At 44.0% G+C, this 22,827-nt stretch carries 20 protein-coding genes; 11 read left to right on the top strand and 9 right to left on the bottom strand.

Annotation, left to right across the window (positions count from 1 at the left end):
• The first annotated feature begins 52 nt into the window (after positions 1 to 52).
• The gene (locus RM544_RS17025; RefSeq protein ID WP_311363026.1) at positions 53 to 2,554 is read left to right on the top strand and encodes a DUF305 domain-containing protein; all 2,502 of its coding nucleotides are present in this window, start codon (positions 53 to 55) and stop codon (positions 2,552 to 2,554) included.
• On the opposite strand, the gene RM544_RS17020 is transcribed toward RM544_RS17025, so the two are convergent.
• Together RM544_RS17020 and polA are read right to left on the bottom strand one after the other, a co-directional pair.
• On the bottom strand, positions 2,546 to 3,250 hold the full coding sequence (locus RM544_RS17020; RefSeq protein ID WP_311363025.1) for a GDSL-type esterase/lipase family protein: 705 nt from the start codon (positions 3,248 to 3,250) through the stop codon (positions 2,546 to 2,548). The two genes, RM544_RS17025 and RM544_RS17020, sit on opposite strands and share 9 nt — an antisense overlap.
• On the bottom strand, positions 3,237 to 6,017 hold the full coding sequence (gene polA / locus RM544_RS17015; protein ID WP_311363061.1) for a DNA polymerase I: 2,781 nt from the start codon (positions 6,015 to 6,017) through the stop codon (positions 3,237 to 3,239). Before polA ends, RM544_RS17020 begins: the two co-directional genes overlap by 14 nt.
• A gap of 502 nt (positions 6,018 to 6,519) precedes the next feature.
• Between polA and RM544_RS17010 the strand changes: the two genes are divergently transcribed.
• Both RM544_RS17010 and RM544_RS17005 read left to right on the top strand, forming a co-directional pair.
• Entirely contained in the window at positions 6,520 to 7,971 is a 1,452-nt protein-coding gene (locus RM544_RS17010; RefSeq protein ID WP_311363024.1) for a TrkH family potassium uptake protein, read from the top strand.
• Positions 7,972 to 7,999: 28 nt separating this feature from the next.
• Complete coding sequence (locus tag RM544_RS17005; RefSeq protein WP_311363023.1) at positions 8,000 to 8,383, top strand: diacylglycerol kinase; 384 nt, start codon at positions 8,000 to 8,002, stop codon at positions 8,381 to 8,383.
• A 210-nt stretch (positions 8,384 to 8,593) separates the two neighbouring features.
• On the opposite strand, the gene trkA is transcribed toward RM544_RS17005, so the two are convergent.
• From trkA to def, 4 genes are read right to left on the bottom strand one after another with little or no spacing between them, the layout of a single operon-like run.
• Positions 8,594 to 9,973: a Trk system potassium transporter TrkA gene (trkA, locus tag RM544_RS17000; RefSeq protein WP_311363022.1), complete on the bottom strand. Its 1,380-nt coding sequence runs from the start codon at positions 9,971 to 9,973 to the stop codon at positions 8,594 to 8,596.
• 57 nt (positions 9,974 to 10,030) lie between these two features.
• Positions 10,031 to 11,440 (bottom strand): 16S rRNA (cytosine(967)-C(5))-methyltransferase RsmB, encoded by a 1,410-nt coding sequence (gene rsmB, locus RM544_RS16995; protein ID WP_311363021.1) that lies wholly within the window; start codon positions 11,438 to 11,440, stop codon positions 10,031 to 10,033.
• 36 nt (positions 11,441 to 11,476) lie between these two features.
• Positions 11,477 to 12,418 (bottom strand): methionyl-tRNA formyltransferase, encoded by a 942-nt coding sequence (gene fmt / locus RM544_RS16990; RefSeq protein WP_311363020.1) that lies wholly within the window; start codon positions 12,416 to 12,418, stop codon positions 11,477 to 11,479.
• A gap of 39 nt (positions 12,419 to 12,457) precedes the next feature.
• Entirely contained in the window at positions 12,458 to 12,967 is a 510-nt protein-coding gene (gene def / locus RM544_RS16985; RefSeq protein WP_311363019.1) for a peptide deformylase, read from the bottom strand.
• Positions 12,968 to 13,210: 243 nt separating this feature from the next.
• Between def and RM544_RS16980 the strand changes: the two genes are divergently transcribed.
• The 7 genes from RM544_RS16980 (at position 13,211) to RM544_RS16950 (ending at position 19,107) form a co-directional block, all read left to right on the top strand.
• On the top strand, positions 13,211 to 14,284 hold the full coding sequence (locus tag RM544_RS16980) for a LysM peptidoglycan-binding domain-containing protein (RefSeq protein ID WP_311363018.1): 1,074 nt from the start codon (positions 13,211 to 13,213) through the stop codon (positions 14,282 to 14,284).
• Positions 14,285 to 14,414: 130 nt separating this feature from the next.
• Positions 14,415 to 15,614: a DNA-processing protein DprA gene (dprA, locus tag RM544_RS16975; protein ID WP_311363017.1), complete on the top strand. Its 1,200-nt coding sequence runs from the start codon at positions 14,415 to 14,417 to the stop codon at positions 15,612 to 15,614.
• 2 nt (positions 15,615 to 15,616) lie between these two features.
• Entirely contained in the window at positions 15,617 to 16,093 is a 477-nt protein-coding gene (locus RM544_RS16970) for a DUF494 family protein (protein ID WP_311363016.1), read from the top strand.
• A 40-nt stretch (positions 16,094 to 16,133) separates the two neighbouring features.
• Entirely contained in the window at positions 16,134 to 16,712 is a 579-nt protein-coding gene (locus tag RM544_RS16965) for a DNA topoisomerase family protein (protein WP_311363015.1), read from the top strand.
• A 33-nt stretch (positions 16,713 to 16,745) separates the two neighbouring features.
• The gene (gene tsaC, locus RM544_RS16960; protein WP_311363014.1) at positions 16,746 to 17,288 is read left to right on the top strand and encodes an L-threonylcarbamoyladenylate synthase type 1 TsaC; all 543 of its coding nucleotides are present in this window, start codon (positions 16,746 to 16,748) and stop codon (positions 17,286 to 17,288) included.
• Positions 17,289 to 17,339: 51 nt separating this feature from the next.
• Positions 17,340 to 18,254 (top strand): oxygen-dependent coproporphyrinogen oxidase, encoded by a 915-nt coding sequence (gene hemF / locus RM544_RS16955; RefSeq protein WP_311363013.1) that lies wholly within the window; start codon positions 17,340 to 17,342, stop codon positions 18,252 to 18,254.
• Positions 18,255 to 18,432: 178 nt separating this feature from the next.
• Positions 18,433 to 19,107 (top strand): OmpW/AlkL family protein, encoded by a 675-nt coding sequence (locus RM544_RS16950; RefSeq protein ID WP_311363060.1) that lies wholly within the window; start codon positions 18,433 to 18,435, stop codon positions 19,105 to 19,107.
• A gap of 94 nt (positions 19,108 to 19,201) precedes the next feature.
• Here RM544_RS16950 and RM544_RS16945 read toward each other — a convergent pair whose 3' ends face one another.
• Positions 19,202 to 20,212 (bottom strand): hypothetical protein, encoded by a 1,011-nt coding sequence (locus RM544_RS16945; protein WP_311363012.1) that lies wholly within the window; start codon positions 20,210 to 20,212, stop codon positions 19,202 to 19,204.
• Positions 20,213 to 20,445: 233 nt separating this feature from the next.
• Between RM544_RS16945 and aroE the strand changes: the two genes are divergently transcribed.
• On the top strand, positions 20,446 to 21,297 hold the full coding sequence (gene aroE / locus RM544_RS16940; RefSeq protein WP_311363011.1) for a shikimate dehydrogenase: 852 nt from the start codon (positions 20,446 to 20,448) through the stop codon (positions 21,295 to 21,297).
• A gap of 72 nt (positions 21,298 to 21,369) precedes the next feature.
• Here the strand turns inward: aroE and RM544_RS16935 are convergent, their stop codons facing one another.
• Entirely contained in the window at positions 21,370 to 21,906 is a 537-nt protein-coding gene (locus RM544_RS16935) for a gamma carbonic anhydrase family protein (RefSeq protein WP_311363010.1), read from the bottom strand.
• A 17-nt stretch (positions 21,907 to 21,923) separates the two neighbouring features.
• Positions 21,924 to 22,541: a LysE family translocator gene (locus RM544_RS16930; protein WP_311363009.1), complete on the bottom strand. Its 618-nt coding sequence runs from the start codon at positions 22,539 to 22,541 to the stop codon at positions 21,924 to 21,926.
• Positions 22,542 to 22,827 lie beyond the last annotated feature (286 nt).

The following is a 22,827-nucleotide window of genomic DNA, read 5'->3' as shown; positions in this document are numbered from 1 at the left end:
ATCACCAACTACCTAATCGATAATATTGTTGAATCTGAAAAAGGAAGCTCTTATGTCAAAGTCGTCTTCACCCATCTCATGCCGAGCAACTTGCTCAACAAGAATGACTGTTCTCGGTTTGTTCCAATTAAGTGCGCTGGCAGTCTCTGTCTCGGCTTGTGCTTCACCACTCAATATTCAGCAAGAAGCGCCTGCGGGGATTGCTCAAGAAAATGAAGTGGTGATTGTGCAACCAGGCGCGCCGGGCAAAGCGAACAAAACATTAAGTGCTCAAGACGCCACCAAGATCGCTTCTACCAGCTACACTATCGACGACGTACTGTTTATGCAGAACATGATCCCGCATCACGGCCAAGCCGTCGACATGGCGGTACTAGTGGCCGATAGAACCAACAACAAAGAGATTATTGATATATCCGGTCGCATTGAAAAGTCTCAAGCCGATGAAATCGCTTTTATGCGCGATTGGCTAGAGCAACGAAGCGAAGCGACAGATATCGACCACTCGATGCATATGGACCATAGTTTAATGGGCATGGCGACGGGTGCGCAAATGAAGCTCTTAGCCGAATCCTCTGGTGTTGACTTCGACCGCTTATTCTTGCAACTGATGATCCCACATCACGAAGGGGCTGTGCGTATGGTTGATGACTTGCTATCACAACCTGGATCCGCATATGACCCTGTTCTCTATGATTTTGTAAATGACATTGTGAACGATCAAAATGCCGAAATCACTCGCATGAATGGATTACTCGCAAACCTTTCTTCCGACCCGCGTGTAGGCTTGAAAGCAGGCTTTCATGATCCCGACGTCGCTATGTCGAACATAGAGTTGGTACGTTCTCTACCTCGACCTTCAGGTTTCTTCGACCCTGAAAATCCATCTAATCTGCCGCCTGTCATCATGCCTGACCAAGCTGAAGAGGCAGATAGTAATCGTGAAAATGAAACTGGCGGAGATGCAAAAACGGAGTGGGGCGAGCGTTGGCCTTTATTAAGCTTTTGGAATACCGACATGGCCTTTTCCAAGGATCTGATGATAGCGGGCAATTACCACGGTTTTAATATTTACAAGTTGGATAACGAAGGTCTTCCGTCTCTAGCAAGCTCAGTTGTTTGTCCAGGCGGGCAAGGGGATGTGTCTATTGTCGGAGATTTACTGATCATGTCAGTAGAGCAAACTCGAGGACGAGTTGATTGTGGCCTTCAAGGGATCAGTGAAGATATTAGCCGTGAGCGATTCAGAGGCTTACGTATTTTTGATATTTCAGACATCACTAGTCCAATACAAGTAGGGCAAGTACAAACCTGCAGAGGCTCGCATACTCACTCCATTGTATCTTCTGATGACGATTCGATAGTCGTTTATAACTCGGGAACGGCTGGTGTGCGTGATGAAAAAGAGCTAGCCGGTTGTATTGGGGACATTCCTGGAGACGATCGCACCGCACTGTTTCGCATTGACGTGATTGAGATCCCTGTGAAGGCGCCACAGAATGCTCGCATTACCTCCAGTCCAGCAGTATTCGCAGACGACGAAGGACGTTTGTCAGGGCTGTGGCGTGGTGGCGATCATGGCGAAGGAACGCAGCATACAGAGTGGACTGATCAATGCCACGATATTACCGTTTTCCCTGCTTTAAAAATTGCCGCAGGAGCATGTTCTGGTAACGGTATCTTGCTAGATATTTCAGAGCCTCTGAATCCAGTCAGAATTGATGAAGTCTCCGATCCAGGTTTCGCCTATTGGCATTCGGCAACATTTAACAACGATGGCACAAAAGTACTGTTCACTGACGAATGGGGTGGTGGTACTCAACCTCGTTGTAGAGCTTCAGATCCAAAAACCTGGGGTGCAAATGCATTTTACGATGTTATCGAAGGCAAAATGAGTTTTCAAAGCTACTATAAAATAGATGCGCCACAATCAGACACTGAAAATTGTGTGGCTCACAATGGTTCTGTGGTACCTGTCCCAGGTCGCGATATTTTTGTACAAGCATGGTATCAAGGTGGTTTGTCGGTAATTGATTTTACCGAGACTGCGGATCCTACGGAGATCGCATTCTTCGACAGAGGCCCAATTCATGCTGAACGCAAAGTTATAGCGGGTTTCTGGTCTACATATTGGTACAACGGCAAGATTTACGGTACCGCTATTCTGCGTGGACTTGATGTGATGGAATTGCAAGTAAGCGAGCACCTAAGCGCAAATGAATTGGCCGCTGCTAAGCTCGCAGATATGGGCGACACGTTTAACCCACAACAGCAGTTTGAAGTGACTTGGCCTGTTGAGCCCGTTATTGGTTTAGCCTATCTTGATCAATTCGACCGCGATGGTGGTCTGGATAAAGCCAACTCAACTCTTGCTCGTGAATTGTTGTCGCAAGTACAAGTCATGCTTGATGAAAACAAGAGCGATAAACAACTTGCTACTAGCTTACAAAAACTAGCGGCTGCTTTACGTACCAACAATAACAATCTGAATAGTCAAAAGCGGATAACGAAGCTAAAAGAGTTGTTGCAAGGCCTCGCATCACGTTTAGTCTAAGGCTTCCTTAATCGCCGCTACTCTGTCACAAATAGCCTGTGCCCAGATCTTGTATTGTTCAGCATTTGGGTGCAAGTAATCGGGCATCACATTGGCTTCTAAGAAGCCGTCTTTTGTGAGTAGCTGTGAGTTAATGTCTAGCCAATACACCTGTTCACCGTCGCAGAATCTGCGTATAAGGGTATTCGTTTCATTGACTAAAAGGCGCATACGCTGAGTTGGTTTACGACTTCTTGGGAAGATAGCGTTCAGTATTATTTTTGCCGTCGGTAAGGCTCCTTGAACTCGTGCCACAATACTGGCTATACCTTGACTTATTTCTTCAGCTGGGTCGCTTCGATGTCCGGCATTATTGGTACCAATGAGTAGGCAAACAAAGTCGACTTTTTTGAATGCTAATTCTCCATTTTCAATTCGCCATAAAACATGTTCTGTTCTATCGCCAGCGTAACCTAAATTTATGCAATTCATGGCGGCAAAGTGACGTTCCCAAGCTTGCTCTCCTTCAAGCTCCCACGCATGGGTGATTGAATCGCCTAGAAACACAATATCTGCCGTGGCCTTATCAACTTCAGCCTGCTTTTCAGCGTGGCGACTTAGCCACCACGCCTCCGTTCGTGCACTTGGCATACAAGACAAACATAAGGATGCAGATGTTTGTTTAGGCGCTTGCATAAGAGATTTAGTGTGCTTCATCCCAGTTGTTGCCAATACCGACATCAACGACCAATGGCACATTAAGGCTGACGGTATCTTCCATTAACGCTTTGATTTTTGCTACGTACTCGTCAAGGCGTTCCTCTTTAATTTCAAATACCAATTCATCGTGTACTTGCATGATCATTAAAATGTCTTCGTCGTTAATGTCGTTGATCCACGCATCGACATCGATCATCGCCTTCTTGATAATATCGGCAGCGGTGCCTTGCATCGGCGCGTTAATCGCGGCACGTTCAGCGCCTTTTCGACGCATTGCATTGCTGGCTTTAATATCCGGTAAATACAAACGTCGGCCAAATACCGTGCTGACATAGCCCGTTTGTTTCGCGCCTTCGCGAGTCGACTCCATATAGGTCAACACACCTGGATAGCGTTCAAAATACAAATCCATATATTTCTGGGCATCGTAACGCGGAATATTCAGTTGTTTCGACAAGCCAAACGCCGACATGCCATAAATCAAACCAAAGTTGATCGCTTTCGCGCTGCGCCTCTCATTAACGGATACTTCATCTAAACTCACGTCGAATACTTCGGCAGCCGTTGCACTGTGAATATCTTTCCCTGAGGAGAAGGCTTCTACCAGTCCTTCGTCTTTGCTTAAATGAGCCATAATACGTAGCTCAATTTGACTGTAATCCGCGGCAACCACTTTATATCCCGGCCGAGCAACAAACGCTTGGCGAACTTGGCGACCTTCTGGTGTGCGAATTGGGATGTTTTGTAGGTTAGGATCGGTAGACGATAATCGACCGGTTGCAGTCACTGCCTGATGATAGGAGGTGTGCACGCGGCCAGTGCGATGATGGATCATCTTAGGTAGTTTGTCTGTGTACGTATTCTTGAGTTTTGTTAAGCCTCGAAACGCCATTATCTTCTTGGGTAATTCGTATTCTAAAGCTAGCTCTTGTAGGACTTCTTCTGATGTAGATGGCGCGCCTTTTGGGGTCTTCTTCACCACCGGCAAGTTCATTTTTTCAAATAAGATATGCTGAAGCTGCTTGGTTGAACCAAGATTGAATGATTCTTCAGCTAACTCATGTACTTCATTTTCTAATTCTAAAATGCGAGCCGCTAGAGTTTGACTTTGCTGAGACAATAACTGGCTGTCAATTAATACGCCGTTTTGTTCCATTTTTGCTAAGACGGAGGACAGTGGCACTTCAATGTTGTTCAGTACTTTTGGAAGTTCACCTTTAAAGCGAATTAATGCATCTAAGGCTTCATGCAAGCGTAATGTAATATCGGCATCTTCAGCGGCATAGGGCGCGGCCTCATCCATCGCAATTTGGTTGAAAGTTAACTGCTTTGCGCCTTTCCCGGCAATGTCTTCGAAATGGATCGTATTGTGCCCGAGGTATTTTAACGACAGACTATCCATATTGTGCTTTGTTGCGACACTGTTGAGTACATACGACGCTAACATAGTGTCCGACAGTATGCCTGCTAGATGGATATCGTAGTTTGCCAACACGTTCTTGTCGTACTTTATATGCTGGCCGATTTTCTTCGCACTAGTGTCTTCTAATAAAGGCTTCAATTGCGCGAGCACGTCATCCCGATCAAGTTGCTCTGGTGCACCCGGATAATCATGCGCAAGCGGCAGGTAGCATGCCTCATTTTCAGCCACGGCGAATGACAAGCCTACGATCTCTGCTTGCATATAATCTATGCTAGTGGTTTCAGTGTCGATTGCGTAATACTTAGCGTTTTTTAGTTTTTCGATCCAAGTATCGAGGGCGGCTTGGCTAAGGATCACATCATACTTGTCGCGGTCGACTTGTATGGCTGAACTGCTAGTGGGTTCGTCTGTGGTGTCCTCTTGCTGGCCGTCTATTGGCTTATTGGCTTTAACAGGGTTGCCGTCACTCACTTCAGCAAGCCAGCGCTTGAATTCATATTCAGCGAAGAGCTCGCGTAGCGCCTCTTTGTCCATGTCACCCATGTTCAGTGTGTTTGGTTCGTATTCTAGTTTTAAGTCGCACACAATAGTGGCGAGTTCATATGACAGTAATGCTTGTTCTTCAAAGGGCGCAATTTTGTTGGCGAAGTTTTTGGCACCTCTAAATTCTAAAGAGGCTATCTTATCTAAGTTGGCATAAATTTCTTTTACACCGCCGATGCCATTTAACAAGGCGACGGCGCTTTTATCTCCTACGCCCGGAATACCTGGAATGTTATCAACCTTGTCGCCTTTCATCGCCAAGTAATCGATAATAAGCTCAGCAGGCACACCAAACTTTTCAACTACGCCAGCAACATCCATCGTAGTGTTTGTCATGGTATTAATGAGGGTGACATGCTCGTCGACCAGTTGCGCCATATCTTTATCGCCAGTACTGATGACGCAAGGGATCCCCTGAGCTGATGCTTGTCGGGCCAAGGTACCAATCACGTCATCGGCTTCGACGCCATCTTCGACAATCATCGGAAACCCCATTGCTTTGATAATTTTATGTAAGGGTTCTATCTGCGAACGCAACTCATCCGGCATCGGTGGACGATTAGCTTTGTACTCTTTATAAATATCATCACGAAAGGTTTTACCTTTCGCATCGAAAACAACCGCAATATGGCTAGGTTCATAAGTTGCCATCAAGCTTCTCAGCATGTTGACCACGCCATAAATGGCCCCAGTATCTTGACCTTTAGAGTTGGTTAATGGGGGTAAGCCATGAAATGCTCGGAATAAATAAGAAGAGCCGTCAACTAGGACTAGGGGGCTTGTTGATTGTTTTTCCATCATTTGCTCATATAAATACAATAATGAGCTAAGAATGCCATATTTATTGGCTTGTAACCACAATTAGCGTGTCGTTAACCTGTGGATAAGTATGTGATTAAATTGTTCCAAACACTAATCAATGTACCTTCCTTTATATAAAGAAAAGCATGCCTGAACGGGATTTGTTTAAAAAAATGTAGAGGAAATACTGGATCCTATTTTATTTTTTACGCTTATTTTTGGAGTGACTTACCACTTTCAATAAAGCCTTTTTTCTTCCCTTGTCTGTTGGCATTTCGAAGAACCGAAGAGTGCTAAACAGCCCATAAAATTTAGCACAAAATTCAGCTTTTCCAAGCTTTATTTTGAACAATTTTATTTATGTAATGGGAACAATAAGTTATGTTTTTCGAGAAATGAATAGAATATCAGCGTGAATCAATTTACCATTTAGCCAGACTGAGCCGAACTCGCTATTCAGAATAAAAGAAGCTCACAATAACAAAAGGCATCAGTGGAAATGCAATACCGCGCCATTATTAGAATTTTAGGACTCTTAGTTGCACTTTTTAGTGTCACGATGATTCCTCCTGCATTGATTTCACTTATCTATGGCGACGGCAGTGGTTTGGCATTCGTCCTTGCCTTTTTTCTATCTATTCTTACCGGTCTAGCTTTTTGGTATCCCAATCGACGCTCTCGCGCTGACCTACGTGCAAAAGAGGGCTTTCTTATTGTTGTTTTGTTTTGGACGGTACTAGGTACGTTTGGTGCACTGCCTTTTGCTCTATTAGAACAACCACAAATGACGATAACAGACGCTATTTTCGAATCGTTTTCAGGTTTAACCACCACCGGCGCAACGGTTATTGAAGGCATTGAGTACTTGCCGAAAGCGGTACAGTTCTATCGTCAACAGCTTCAATGGCTAGGTGGCATGGGGATCATTGTCCTCGCGGTCGCCATTCTGCCGATATTAGGCGTTGGGGGAATGCAGCTGTACCGGGCAGAAACCCCTGGCCCAGTAAAAGACTCCAAAATGACGCCGCGTATTGCCGATACCGCAAAGCACCTTTGGTATATCTATTTGTCTCTGACCACCGCGTGCACGCTTGCATACTGGGTGGCGGGTATGAGTTTATTCGACGCAGTGTGTCACGCCTTCTCGACTATCGCGATTGGTGGCTTCTCGACTTATGATGCAAGCTTGGGCTACTTTAACAGTGTGGCGGTGAATATCGTTTGCGTTATCTTTTTATGGATAGCTGCGCTCAACTTTTCATTACATTACGCTGCAGTGTCGGGACGTAACATTCGCAATTACTTCAAAGATCCAGAATGTAAGGCTTTTTTCACAATCCAATTAAGTTTAGTAACTCTGTGCTTTCTGGTACTTATTTATCACTCTGTTTATTCCACAGCTGAAATGGCACTCGACCAAGCATTGATCCAAGCGGTATCCATCAGCACCACGGCGGGTTTCGCAACAACTGACTTTAGCTCTTGGCCTGCGTTCTTGCCCATTATACTCATATTCTCCAGCTTCATCGGTGGCTGTGCTGGCTCCACGGGTGGTGGTTTAAAAGTAATTCGTATCTTCTTATTGTTCTTGCAAGGCAAGCGTGAAGTAGACCGTCTTATTCACCCTAAAGCAGTATACGCTGTTAAGTTAGGCGATAGAGCCATGCCAGAGCGGGTGGTGGAAGCTGTGTGGGGCTTCTTTTCAGCGTACGCCATTGTGTTTGTTGTGATCATGGTTGCATTGATTGCAACCGGGATGGACGACATTACGGCCTTCTCAGCGACGGCGGCTACACTCAATAACTTGGGGCCTGGTTTGGGCTCAGTTGCGGGTACTTACGCTGATGTAACCGATCCTGGTAAATGGCTGCTGGTCAGTGCCATGCTATTTGGTCGTTTGGAAATATTCTCATTACTCGTATTATTCTCGCCTACCTTCTGGCGCAGTTAAATCAATTCAACTAAAAGCAGTAGACAGTATGCAAGAAGAGCACAATATCGCTAAAAATGACTCGGGTTTAAAGCGCCTGCCGCGCGCTATTGCCTGCTCCATGCGCGGTTATGTTTTTGCTTGGCGTTATGAGTCTGGCTTTCGGCAGTACGCTGTAATATCAGCATTGCTCTTTCCATTCAGTTTTTGGCTTCAGCAATCTCTCTCGCATTGGTTTGCGCTGGTGGGGAGTTTAGTCTTTTTGTTATTTACCGAAATCATCAACTCGGCCGTGGAAGCGATCGCCGACGCCACCATTCCTGAATACAATACCTTGATTGGCAGAGCCAAGGATTTGGGTTCAGCAGGCGTATTTACGGCACTCATGTTTATGCTCGTTATATGGGGCGTTTCAGCCTACCAATATTTCTAAAAAAGGGGTCAGAGTTAATAAAAAAAGGGGTCAGAGTTAATTTTTCCTTTCAGGTTTGAACAGGCCCTCGACAATGTAAACACGCTTTACGGCATCCTGCCCGCTCCCAAACGGCATCCATGCCGTTTGAAGGTTTACATTGTCAAGGACCTGAACAAACCGCGAAAAAATTAACTCTGACCCCTTTTTAGGACTCTTTTTTTGGTTTGGCTACCCGAAAAACAGGGCGCTTGGTTGGAATAGCTTTTCGACATCGCCGATAAATTTCTTATCTACCAAGAACAATACCACATGGTCATTGGCTTTAATTACGGTGTCACTGTGCGCAATAATGACTTCATCCTCGCGCACAATCGCGCCGATTGTGGTTCCGGGCGGTAGCTTAATATCTTGAATTTGCTTACCCACTACCTTCGATGTGTTTTCATCACCGTGTGCGATAGCTTCAATGGCTTCTGCTGCGCCTCTCCTGAGAGAATAAACGTTGACGATATCGCCACGGCGAACATGGGTTAACAGGGCCGATATCGTTGCTTGTTGAGGAGAGAAAGCAATATCGATTTCGCCACCTTGAACGAGGTCAACATACGCACTGCGTTGGATAAGTACCATTGCTTTTGCGGCGCCCATACGTTTGGCTAGCATCGCAGACATGATATTTGCCTCATCGTCATTCGTTACTGCGATAAAAGCATCAACTTGCTCGACATTCTCTTCACTTAGCAGGCTTGAGTCTGAGGCATCACCATGGAACACGATTGTTTTGTTTAGCATTGCTGAGAGTTCTTTGGCTCGCTCGGCACTGTATTCAATTAGTTTTACATTGTGCTTATTCTCGAGCCGTTTCGCTAAACCTGCACCAATCAAGCCGCCACCTGCAATCATAATGCGCTTGTAGCTCGACTCTAATTTTTGTAGCTCACTCATGACCGCTCGAATGTGCTTGGTATCGGCAATGAAGAACACTTCATCATCGGCTTCAATGACGGTAGAGCCGAGTGGACGAATGGGTTTGCCTCGACGATAAATTGCGGCAACTCGTGTATCCACATTTGGCATGTGCTCTTTTAACGCAGATAAGGCATGGCCTACCAATAAACCACCATAATAAGCCTTTACGGCGACTAAGCTGGCTTTGCCATCGGCGAATTCAACAACTTGTAGTGCACCCGGATAGTCAATGAGACGCTTGATGGCCTTGGTGACTAGTTGTTCAGGTGCAATAAGATGGTCAATTGGAATATCTTGGTGTTTAAACAAGTGTTCTTGATAAATGATGTATTGTTCAGAGCGAACCCGCGCAATTTTGGTGGGTGTTTTGTACAAACTAAAGGCCACCTGGCAAGCCATCATGTTGCTTTCATCGCTATTGGTGACGGCAATCAGCATATCGGCGTCTTCAGCACCGGCTTTTTTTAATACATCAGGGTGAGAGCCAACGCCACACACAACTTGCAAATCAAGCCTGTCTTGCAAATTACGCAGGGTGTCCATATCGGAATCGATAATGGTTATTTCGTTTTTCTCGCCAACTAAGTTTTCAGCCAGTGTGCCGCCTACTTGTCCAGCCCCGATGATGATGATTTTCATTTAGCCACGTTCATTTTGTATTTATTATTTACGGTCGTGTTGAATGGCTTTATAAGCCTATGTCTTTGACTTTAGCAGTCTTGCATAATAGAAACCATCCATTTGTGATTCTCCCGGTAATATTTGTAGCCCAGGCGTGGTTTCATTATCTTTATCATGCAGCGGCAGCAATGTCGCATCGCTATTGTCTTGTAAAAATTCAGCGATTTGAATTTCATTTTCTTGCTTCAATATAGAGCAAGTAGCGTAAAGCATCATACCGCCCGGTTTCACACGTTGCCAAATTTGCTTGAGTATTTCCTTCTGCAGACTTACCGTTGCGTCAATATCGGCTGACTTTCTTAACCAGCGAATATCTGGGTGGCGTCGAATAACGCCGGTGGCAGAGCAGGGCGCATCTAATAATATTTTGTCATATTGTTTGTCGCCTAATACGGTTTTAATGACCTCTGAATTAGATGCGTCAACAACATACAAGTTTAAGCGTTCGCCAAAGTGAGCTGTATGACCCAAGCGTTGCATGTTTTCATCAATGCGTCCAAGTCGTTCACCGTCACTATCAATAGCATCTAAGCTAGCAAGACCTTCTTGGCTCTCTAATATATGCGCAGTTTTCCCACCAGGGGCTGCACAACAATCGAGAACATCTTCGCCCGCTTGAACATCAAGGTACTCCGCTGCCAGTTGCGCAGCTAAGTCTTGCACCGCGAAAGCGCCCGTTTCAAACCCAGGCAAACTGGTGATGTCTTGTCGCTTAGCCAATTTAATGGCAGATTCTGCCTTAGCGCCATTATGCATCTCTGGTAAATCGAACTCGATACCAGCGGCATCTAGTTGAGAGGAATAATTGAGTCGAGAACCAACAAGTTGATTGACGCGCAGCCATAGAGGTGGTCGTTCGTTCATGTTGGCGGCGATACGTTCAACATGCTCTGGGTACTGTTTGAGTAATTGTTTATAAAACCACTTAGGCAAACCTAAGTTTACGTGGGGAATATCGATGTCTTGAGTACTCAATTCCTGTCGTTGGAAGTTGCGTAAATTTGCATTCACTAAGCCTTTCAAACGATGTTGATTAAGCGCAGCGCAGGCCTCAACGGTTTCAGATACTGCAGCATGTTCAGACGTACGACTAAACGCGAGTTGGTAGAAACCCAACATGATCACATGTTCAACGATTTTTTGTTCGCCCTTGAGTGGCTTATCTAATAATTGGCGTAACCAATATTGCAGCTTAGGAAGCTCACGTAAACAACCAAAAACCATTTCTTGTAACCAAGCGTTATCACTTCCCTCATGTCTTGCAAATACTTTGGGCATGACTTCTCTTGAAGACTTTCCATGTTCCAATATTTGGAATAGTACCCAGCTTGCATCTGCTCGTAGCTGTGGGCGATGTCTTAATTGATAAGGACTTGGTTTGTTTGCATTTGGCGCTCGTGACGCCTTGGCATGTTTTGATGGCATAGTGGGTAAGCCTTAGCTTGTTAATGTTGTGAGGCTTTACCCCAATTTTTGACCAACAATGAAAAGATCCGGCTTCCCATTAATAATATCGCCGACGCTTTGTGGCTTTTTGCCCGGTATTTGTAATTGACCTAACAGCAGGTTGTGTTCGCCACACGCCACCTCAATACCATCTTTGTCTACCTTGATAATTGTGCCTGCATCATGCTCATCGAGGGCTTCAAGCACCTCGGCTTGCCACACTTTAATAGCTTGGTCATTGTGTTGAAACCACACAACAGGCCATGGATTAAACGCACGAACATTCCTTGCTAATTGCGCCGCACTTAAGCGCCAATCTATCTGTGCTTCTTCCTTCGACAACTTATGTGCATAACTTACCTCGTCCTCTTCTTGAGGTGTTGGTTCTAAGTTTTCAAGATTATCGAGCGCTTCGATCAAGGCTTCTGGACCAAGCTCTGCTAAGTCTTCGTATAATGTGGCGCTGGTGGCAAGGCCAGGAATAGCCATACTTTTTTCGAGTAACACATCTCCGGTGTCGAGGCCTTCATCCATCTGCATAATGCTAATGCCGGTAAACTTATCACCTGCCCAAATAGCGCGCTGAATTGGCGCTGCCCCTCGCCACTTAGGTAAAAGAGAGCCATGGACATTTAAGCAACCGAGTCTAGGTGTTTCCAATACTGCTTTTGGCAAAATTAAACCATAGGCAACCACAATCATGATATCGGCTTGAATCGCTGCAAGTTCTTCTTGTGCGTCGGTTTGCTTTAAGCTTTCAGGCTGAAAAACGGGCGTACCGTGCTCAAGCGCCAAAGACTTTACCGCACTTGGGCTCAGCTTTTTTCCCCGCCCAGCGGGGCGGTCGGGTTGAGAGTATACGGCAACGACATTGTGCTCTGATGCGTACAAGGCTGCCAAATGTTTGGCTGCAAAATCTGGCGTGCCGGCGAAAATGATATTCAGTGAAGTAGCCAAAGTATTATCCCAATAGTAATTAACGTGCTCAGTATGCTGTTAAGCTCTTGCTGCCAATTTCGCTTCTTTCTCTAATTTCTTCTTAATGCGATTACGCTTTAGTGGAGAAAGATAGTCAACAAATAGCTTCCCTTTCAAATGATCAAGTTCATGCTGAATGCATATCGCTAACAAACCCTCTGCTTCAAGCTCAAAAGGTTGTCCGTCACGGTCAAGCGCTGTGACCTTTACTTTTTCTGCACGGTCAACTTTTGCGTAGTTATTGGGTACTGATAAACATCCTTCTTCACTCACCGTAGAGCCTTCCATGTGAGTAATCTCAGGATTGATAAATACTCTTGGTTCGTTCTGTTCTTCAGATACATCCATCACAACGACGCGCTGATGCACATCAATCTGCGAGGCTGCCAAACCGATACCTTTCTCGTCTTTCATGGTATCAAACATGTCGTCTACTAAGCTGCGAATTTCATCGTTAACTTCAGTAACGGGGCTTGCTACAGTGCGTAATCTCTCGTCTGGAAATGTTAATACAGTTCTTACTGCCATTGCTAAAACCACTCTTCTAGTCAGTATTGAAAAATATACTATTCATGCAGAATAGTTATTTAAAGCTTGCATATTTGCTCTATTCTAACGCATAAGGCAAAGTCTGTGGACTAGATATGGGTTAATTTTCTGAAAATTAAACCGATAACTAACTAAATGGACATCAATATTAACGGTCTGTGGCATTTCTAGCCCGAAGTACAGGCGACTGACGAGATTATCAAGAGTAGTATGAGAATGACTATGATTAAGAAACTATCAATGCTGGCTATCATTTTATGTAGCTCATTATTCCTGAATGTGAAACTAGCATTGGCAGATATTATCAATATAAAAACAGACGCCCCGCAAACTTACGTGGTGAAGAAAGGCGATACGCTTTGGGATATTTCCAACTTATTTTTGGACCAACCATGGCTATGGCCCGAATTGTGGAGAAACAATACGCAAATTGAAAACCCGCATTTAATCTATCCGGGTGATGTGCTTCGTTTGCGTTACGTTGATGGTCAGCCTGTGATGGAGTTGGTCAGAGATAAAAAAGCAATTTCGCTAACGCCAGAATCAAAAACAATGACTAAGCCATCGCCAATTGGTGTTCTACCGTGGAAGGTCTTAGCACCGTATATCAGAAATGATAGCGTGATGTCTGCTGAAGAATACGAAGCATTGCCACGCTTGTTGGGTGACAGTGAAGGTGCAACTGCTTTTGTTGAACGTGACTATGTGATTAGCCATAGACTGCCAGACCCGTCTATCGACTATGAAATTGTGCGCAAAGAGAAAGAACTAAGAAATGCAAACGGAGAAGTGTTGGGCTATCAAGTTCGCAGTGTAGGCCAAGTCGAGTTAATGAACGGAAGTAGTGCACAACAGCAAGTCGTTCGTTTAACCAAGAGCACGCAAGAAGCGCGTCGCGGTGACAAGTTACGTCCATATGTGGAAAAGGCATATGACGATTTAATTCTTAGCGCAGCAACTGATCAAGTTGGAATTTTGATTGCGAATATCGAGAATCGTTCTTTGATTGGTCAGCGTGATGTTGTTGTCATTGACTTAGGCGAGAACGATGTTGTGCCAGGCATGATTATGGGCATTTATAAACAAGGTCCTACCATCATCGATGGCGAGCAACCAAAATATGAAGCATCTCAAAATGCCTTAAAAGAGCTATTGAATTTGGAAGAGAGAGTAGAGCAGCCAGCCTTTAAGATTGGTGAGCTCGTTGTGTTTAAAACTTTCGAAAACACCAGTTATGCTTGGGTGACTAAATCAAGCAAACATATGAATGGTGGAGAGTTTGTTGGTAAGCCATAAACACTAAGCCAATCTCAACATACATCAACAAGTAGCTTCGGCTACTTGTTTTGTTTCTGGGGTAGAAAGAAGCAGGTCAGCAGACCTCACTTTGCTTATTTGATTATGATATTTGTCCAAGGAAGGCCAAATGATTTACAAAACTGAAGAAATTCGTCACTGGTTGGCGCTCAGCTCGATTCCGAATATAGGTATTGTGGGTTTGCTAGAAACCGCTTCTTTACTTAACACATCGTTAAGCGCTATAACGAGTCTGCACAGAGAGCAACTGCTTGATCTGGATTGGTCAAGTGAACAAATAGCCTGTCTTAGCGAACCACATCCTTTCACTGAGGTTTGTAAAAAGTGGCTCAATACCGAAGCCAATAGATATATCATCACCTACGAATGCGATGCTTATCCTGAACAGCTTAAAGCGATCTCGCAGGCACCCCTCATCTTATACGTTCACGGCGATTACACATTGTTAAAAGCTCCCCAGCTTGCTGTTGTCGGAAGTCGTCATCCTAGTGTCAGTGGCTTGAATAGTACTCAGAAGATCGTAGAACAAGTGAGCAGGCGTTCGAGCTTGGCGATCACCAGCGGTTTAGCCCTGGGTATTGATGCTCAAAGTCATAAGGTAGCACTAGCGTCAGGTGCACCGTCAATCGCTGTCTTAGGTAACGGGATTGATGTGGTTTATCCCAAGCGACATGCTTCACTTTATAAGGAAATGATTGAAAAAGGGCTGCTGGTTAGCGAGTTTCCACCCAGTGTTCTCCCAAACCCTAAACTTTTCCCTCGTCGTAATCGCATTATCAGTGGCCTGAGTCTGGGCACATTAGTCGCCGAAGCTCGTATTAAAAGTGGCTCTTTGGTCAGCGCTAAATACGCGATGGAGCAAGGCAGAGAGGTATTTGCTATTCCTGGCAATATAGAAAATCCCTTGGCAAAAGGTTGTCATCACTTGTTAAAGCAAGGCGCTAAGCTAGTTGAAGACGCGCAAGACATCTTCGATGAGCTTAATCTTTACCCAGCAAAGCTTGAACAAAAACAAGGGACTAAAAAAAATGCAAATCAATGCTTGGCAAGCCCTTCATTGTTAGATAGTGTAAAGACTGCATCCACTTGCGATGCGAGTAATGCATCAAGCGATGAAATGGCAATATCAAGCGAAGCTTGCACTCATAATCAGGTGTTAGCGGCGATTGATTTTGATGTAACGCCCATTGATGTGATTGCTAAGCGCAGCGGCAAACCGATTTCGATTTTGCTGACCGAATTATTAGAATATGAGTTGCGTGGATTAGTGGCCTCTACCTCAGAAGGCTACCTTAAATTGAGGGCTTAGCTATGTTTGATATCCTCATGTACTTGTTTGAAAACTTAGTACACAGTGAGAGTGAGTTTCGAGTCGATCATGATGAACTTACCGATGAGTTAATTCGAGCCGGTTTTCATCACGACGAAATATATAAAGCCTTAGCGTGGGTCGAAAAATTGGCGGCGCTGCAAGAGACAGAAGCTAAACCTTATTTGTCAAAAGTGACTGTTCCTGACAGTACACGTATCTATACCCACGAAGAGCAAATGCGCCTTGATACACAATGCCGCGGTTTTATTGTTTTTCTTGAGCAAGTCAAAGTGCTCGATATCAGTACTCGTGAAATGGTTATCGACCGCACCATGGAAATTGAATCCAATGAGTTTTGTTTAGAGGACTTGAAGTGGGTCATCCTCATGGTCTTGTTCAATGTGCCCGGAAAAGAGTGGGCTTATGAACAAATGGAAGACTTATTGTTCGAGGAGCATGATGGTCCTTTGCATTGAGTGCTTCCAGCAAATGACGCATCTGCTTTCTTGAGTCCCTATGGCGAAAATTGATCATTCATTATTCTCAGCAGACCAACATGCCTTAGAAGAAGTTTATGGACTTTGCCCTGAGTGTGAAGGGCAACTGGTGTTAAAACACGCCAACAAGTCTTCGTTTCTCGCTTGCCAAAATTACCCAAGTTGTAAGCATACACAGCAATTACATAAAAATGACGTCAGTGTTCTCAAGGTTATGGCTGGATCAGAGTGCCCCCAGTGCAACAAAGAATTAGCCGTGAAAAAGGGCCGTTACGGCATGTTTATTGGGTGTACAGGCTTTCCTGAATGTCATTATATCGCAACTAAAGATCAAGCTGAAAAAACCAAAGACGATGAGCCTTCCATAGCTTGTCCTAAATGTAAGACGGGTAAATTTGTCAAAAGACAAAATAAATTCGGCAAACACTTTTTTGCCTGTGACAACTATCCTAAATGCAAATATATGCTAAATTCTCCGCCCATCGATACAGCTTGTCAGGTTTGTGCGTGGCCAGTGCTCATCTATATAGAGCCAAAAGCACCTGAAAAAGGTCTCGTTTGCCCGCAAGTGAACTGTCAGCACAAACAAACACTATAAGCTTAGATTTTATTTTATCCTGAAGGAATTTTGATGCAGGCTTTTATTGATGCTTTTCGTCAACAACAATGTTTTGCGTACCCGACCGAAGCTGTTTTCGGCTTAGGTTGCGATCCCCTCGCCGAATCTGCCATGTTAGAGATCTTGTCGTTGAAATCACGACCCGTTGAAAAAGGGGTTATTTTAATTGCGGCAGATTTCGAACAGTTACGCCCCTACGTTCTCATAGATAGTTTGCCAGATGACCATCAGCAAAAAGCCTTTGCGTCATGGCCAGGCCCATTTACCTGGCTACTGCCAAAATCAACTAAGACACCGGATTGGATAAGTGGCGACTCCGATCTCGTTGCCGTAAGGGTAAGCAACCACTCTTTGGTGAAACAAATGTGTGAGGCGGTAAACAGCCCGATGGTCTCAACGAGTGCTAATCCTGCAGGACTTGAACCCGCCAGAACAAGCAAAGAAGTGAGACGGTATTTTGGCGACGATTTACTCATTGTCGAGGGTAGTTTGGGTGAACAGCAAACTCCGAGTACAATAATCAATGGGCTCACCCTCGAAACTCTGCGAGCATAGTGATTCCCACAGCACATTCTACTCAATCAAAAATAGAGCGAACTTAAGTATATGGTCAGCCAGCAACAGATAGATGAAGTAAAAACCTTTTTACTTGCGCTACAAGATAATATTTGTCAAACCCTCGAACTTGCAGATGGTAAAGGTACTTTCCATCAAGATGAGTGGGTGCGCGCTGAAGGCGGCGGTGGTCGCTCTAGAGTGCTCACCAATGGTGGCGTTATCGAGCAAGGGGGGGTGAACTTTTCTCATGTTTATGGCGACCAGATGCCGGCTTCTGCCACAGCTTCTCGTCCAGAATTGGCGGGAAGGCGCTTTCAAGCGATGGGAGTGTCTTTGGTGATTCATCCACATAATCCTTTTATCCCAACATCGCACGCAAACGTTAGATTCTTTATTGCTGAAAAAGAAGGTGCCGAGCCTATTTGGTGGTTTGGTGGTGGTTTTGACTTAACGCCATCTTTTGCGTTCAAAGAAGACTGTGTGCATTGGCATCAGGTAGCCAAAGATTTATGTGACCCTTATGGAGATGATGTTTACCCTCGTTACAAAAAGTGGTGTGACGATTATTTCTATTTAAAACATCGTGATGAAACCAGAGGTATTGGTGGATTGTTTTTTGATGATCTAAATGAACCAGGTTTTGATTCCAGCTTTAGTTTTATGAAAGATGTGGGTAATGGGTTTCTTGACGCCTATGTCCCCATTGTTGAAAGCAGAAAAAACACGCCTTTCACACAACGAGAGAGAGATTTTCAGTTATATAGAAGAGGGCGCTACGTCGAATTCAATTTAGTTTATGACAGAGGCACTTTGTTTGGCTTACAAACAGGTGGACGCACGGAATCAATATTGATGTCTATGCCGCCGCTTGCGCGTTGGGAATATAATTATCAACCTCAAGCAGACTCACCCGAGAGTAAAATTCAAGCTTTTCTCAAACCAAGAGATTGGTTACCCGCCTAAAAACAGCCAATTCCATTGAGGTGGATCAAGCTATTCACCTCAAAAACTCCAATTATTTTAGAAACTTAATCCAGATCAAGTTTTTACCTCATTTCTCGTAATAGCATTAGCGTCATTCGAGGCCAATGCCCAATATTTTCTATTTATTAATTAAGCGAGAACACACATGATCAACAAAATGACTAAAACACTTCTAACTACTGCAGTACTTGCCGGTTTAGCTATTTCTGGCAACGCAATGGCTTATGAAAAAGGCGATATCGTCGTACGTGGTGGTTTCACTAACGTTTCTCCAAACGATGATTCTTCAAATATCATTGCTGGTGGTGCTGAGTTACCAGTAGGTGTTGCAGTTGATGGTAATACGCAATTGGGGTTAAACGTTGCATACTTTGTCACTGATAACATCAATATCGAAGTGTTGGCAGCGACGCCTTTTACACATGACGTAAATTTCAGCGTTGCAGATCCATTAGGTACCGGTAACAAATTGGGTGAAGTGACTCACTTACCGCCTTCAGTTACTGCAAACTACTATTTACTAGACGCATCTTCTAAGTTCCAGCCTTATGTTGGTGCTGGCGTAAACTTCACTATCTTCTTTGATGAAGAATTCACTGCAGCAAACGATGGTGCTGGTTTAACTGATTTAGATTTAGATAACTCTTTTGGTCTGACTGCACAGGTGGGCGCGGATTATCACATAGACGACAAGTGGCATGTAAACGCATCTGTTCGTTGGATTGACATCGACACCGAAGCTAGTTTCAAAGTTGGCGAGGCAGACGGTGCAGTAAACGATATTCAAATTGATCCTACCGTTGTCACACTTTCTATCGGTTATACTTTCTAAATAACCTTCACTTTACGTGTGTTAAGGCAGAAAAGTCTGCCTTTAACCTCAATCATTCGCGGACTCAATGCTTTTCTCTTTGAAAAGCTTGAGTTCATCGATACGACCCTACGTATTGTTCCGTGCACTGATTCGGTTTTAAACTGGCTCTTCCATCAGAATCTAGTGCGCTAAGATATTTCAACTCTTGCTCATGCTCAATATACAGGACGCCAAGCTCCATATTGAACCAATGTTTAGCAATTTTCGGGATATCAATATTGGAAAGAACCTGAAAGCCTTCTTTCGTGCGCTCTTCGTCAAGTTGTTCAGACAGTACGTCAACTCGTCTATTTATATCTACTATATCTTTCGAGGATAAAATAGTGGAAGGTAGATAATCTCTAGGGAGTTCCTCTTTAATCATTGTAAGCAGCATCCGCATTGGGCTGATATCATAACTTTCTAATCCGTATTGAGAATAAACTAGCGCATTTTTTATAGAATCTTTAATTAAGATTTTATTGCTTTCGTTTTTTTCATAAAGACTGACTGCTCGTCCTATTTCCCTGTTTACCTTATGGAGCAAGGCGAATTTGTTGCTGTCAATAATGAGTAATCGATCCGCAATTGCATCTTTTTCAACTAAACTGACGTCAAACCTTTGCAATGCTGAAATCATAGCAAACCTGCCATCGTTTTTGACTGCATGTCGAAGATTGTCGAGGCTCATTTCCCGATAGGGTTCAACGTAATGCGCACCGTTGGCTTCTGAGTAGGCTCTCATTGCTTCGCCGCCAGAAAGAATCAAGTTCCCTCGAATTACATTCCATTCGCTCAACTCATTCATAGCAAATTGTTGATCTTTTTCTGTTAAGTCTGCAGATATCATGCACCATTCACCGTCATATGGGATTTTTTCTTCATGAGTCACATGGGCAGTCTTTGCTTTATCGTTGACAGAGTTTTCAGGTTCGAGATTATCCTTTTTTGAGCTTTCGAGTCTGCCTAGATCCGGCTCACTTTCTGCTTTAGGAAGGGGCACTGATTCGTGATAACTATAAAACGTGAAAATCCCCACGGATAACAAACCGATAAACAACAGAATAAAACCCTTTAATTTCACGTTTCCCTCCTAATACATAACATGGTCCTAAGCACTCTGTAGAGCTTCCACTTCCGATAGTATCATACTGCCCGTTGAATCTAATTCTGGACCAGGATTCGCAAAAGTAAATGGCGAAAAAACGTAAGCAAATTGACCGGCATTAATGACGTTTTCGATTATTTCTCGTCGACCCTATCACTAAATTTGAGGTATCATTTTCGGTATTCACGCTTTCAAGTAGTTTGTTATCCATGTCACAACATATAGAAGATAGTCCGGTAACCTTCCGTTTAGCTGTTTTTGGGGATCCAATTGAGCAGAGCAAATCACCTCAAATTCATCAAATGTTTGCCGAGCAGACCGGTGTGCAAATCACTTACCAGAAAATAAAGGGCGAGGTAGATTCCTTTACTGACCAGCTAGCGGAGTTTTTTAGGCATGAAGACGCGATGGGTGTCAATGTGACTATGCCGTTCAAGGAGCAAGCAGCTGCATGGGCCGATACTCGTTCTATCTCTGTTGAGCAGGCTAGTGCAGCCAATACACTAATAAAGACAAGTAGCGGAATTATTGCTGAAACGACAGATGGGAAAGGTTTAGTTTCTGATCTACTGCGTAATAATATGCACATCAATGGCAAAACGCTATTGCTTATTGGGGCTGGTGGCGCCGCGCGAGGTGCTATTTCTGCACTCCTAGATGAAAACCCAAAACACATTTACATCACTAATCGCAGTCCTGCAAACGCGCAACGGCTTGTTGATATTGCCAATGATAAGAGAGTAAGCTCAATTTCGGAAGGTGACTGTGCAAAGCAAACGTTCGACTTAATCATTAATGCAACGTCGTTAAGCTTGCAGGGTAATGTACCTAATATTCCAGATGCTGTGTTCAACACTCAGCCAAATGTATACGACATGGTTTATCAAAGTGAAGATACAAGTTTTGTACGAAAAGCAAAATCCTTAGGTTGTAATAATGCAATAGACGGTTTAGGTATGTTAGTAGGGCAGGCGGCAGAAAGTTTCTATTTATGGTTTGGCTTGAGACCCAATCCTGAGCCTGTGCTAGCGATGTTGCGCAAAGAGTTGTCGGGCAGCTAACCCGTCTATTGGTGGCTCACTACCTTAGCGAGCCATTCAGTTATTTTATTGTGCCTCTAATTTATGCTTAAACTATGCTTGCTCTTCTAAATACTCTGCACCTAATTTTACGTAGTTCAATGCACTTTGTTTTAAGAACGCTTGCTCACTCTCTTTCAATGGTCGTTTCTTAATAGCTGGGTTGCCGACATATAGAAAACCACTTTCTAATACTTTGTTTGGTGGAACAAGCGCGCCAGCAGCAATAAACACATCATCTTGCACAACAGCGCCATCCATTATGATTGCGCCCATACCAACAAGTATACGATTACCTAAAGTACAGCCGTGTAGCATGCATTTATGCCCAACTGTTACGTCATCACCAATGATTAAGGGAAAACCTTCTGGCTGATTGGCCGATTTTCGGGTGACGTGCAAAACGCTGCCGTCTTGCACATTGGTGCGTTGACCTATGCGAATGACATTAACGTCACCTCTTGCTGCAACCAGAGGCCAAATGCTACTTTGTTCGCCTATTTCTATATCGCCGACAAGCACAGAACTGTCGTCAACATATACGCTACTATCTATAGTAGGTGTAATTCTTTTGTATGAACGAATTGACATGTTGTTTACCTATTCTATTAGGACAATGCCAGCCAGACGCCAACCAATGCTAACAGTCCGCCGGCTATTCTATTAAGCCAGATGATACGATCACCCTTGCTCAACGCTATTTTTAAACTCTTCCCGCCACTTGCATAAATAAACATACAAAGCAGTTCACTTAACATAATGATACTTACCAAAACGGTTAATTGTAAGCTTATGCTTTTTTCGGCGTCGATAAAGGGCGGAAGTATCGAAATCATAAAAGCCCATCCTTTTGGGTTTGCGATGGCGGTAATAAAGCCTTGGCTAATAAGGGAGCTTCGGGAAATATCTACCTGTCGGTTTATTGAAGTATCTATGGTAGTGCGATCGAGCCCCATTTTTATGCCTAAGTAAATGAGGTACGCACCGCCTATCCATTTTAACCAATCAAATACAACAGGATAGTTCAGCATCATGCTGGCGATACCAAGCACAGCTGAAACGGCAACTAGTGCAACACCGGTTACTTCGCCGAGCATCATCCAAGTCGTTCTTCTTAAGCCCACTTTCATGCCCAATGTCATAGCTAGGGTCATACACATACCTGGAGTGATTGATATGAAGAGGAAAGTAGGAATAAATATCGCTAAAACGGCAAAATCAGGCATAAGGTCACAAATTATCTATATATATTTTGACTATAGCCGCCATTATTAATAAATACCAAGCATTGTCCATGCCTATTGAACCTAATTTATGAAGTAAAAGATAAGATTCTGTTGATCATTTGTTACAAAAAGCTCCTTTTTTATCCCTTTCGATGCAAAAACCATCAGTCAGTAATAAAACCTGTATTTTTTTCAAAAAGACGCTTGATCCCTAATCTTATATCTGTAAAATGCGCGCCTCTTCAACGGAGACATCCAAACAAAAGTTTAGAGACAATGTTGAAGC

This window comes from Brumicola blandensis (genome assembly GCF_031846165.1).
Taxonomy (GTDB): Bacteria; Pseudomonadota; Gammaproteobacteria; order Enterobacterales; family Alteromonadaceae; genus Glaciecola; species Glaciecola blandensis.
This window is presented reverse-complemented; position numbering and strand designations above follow the sequence as displayed.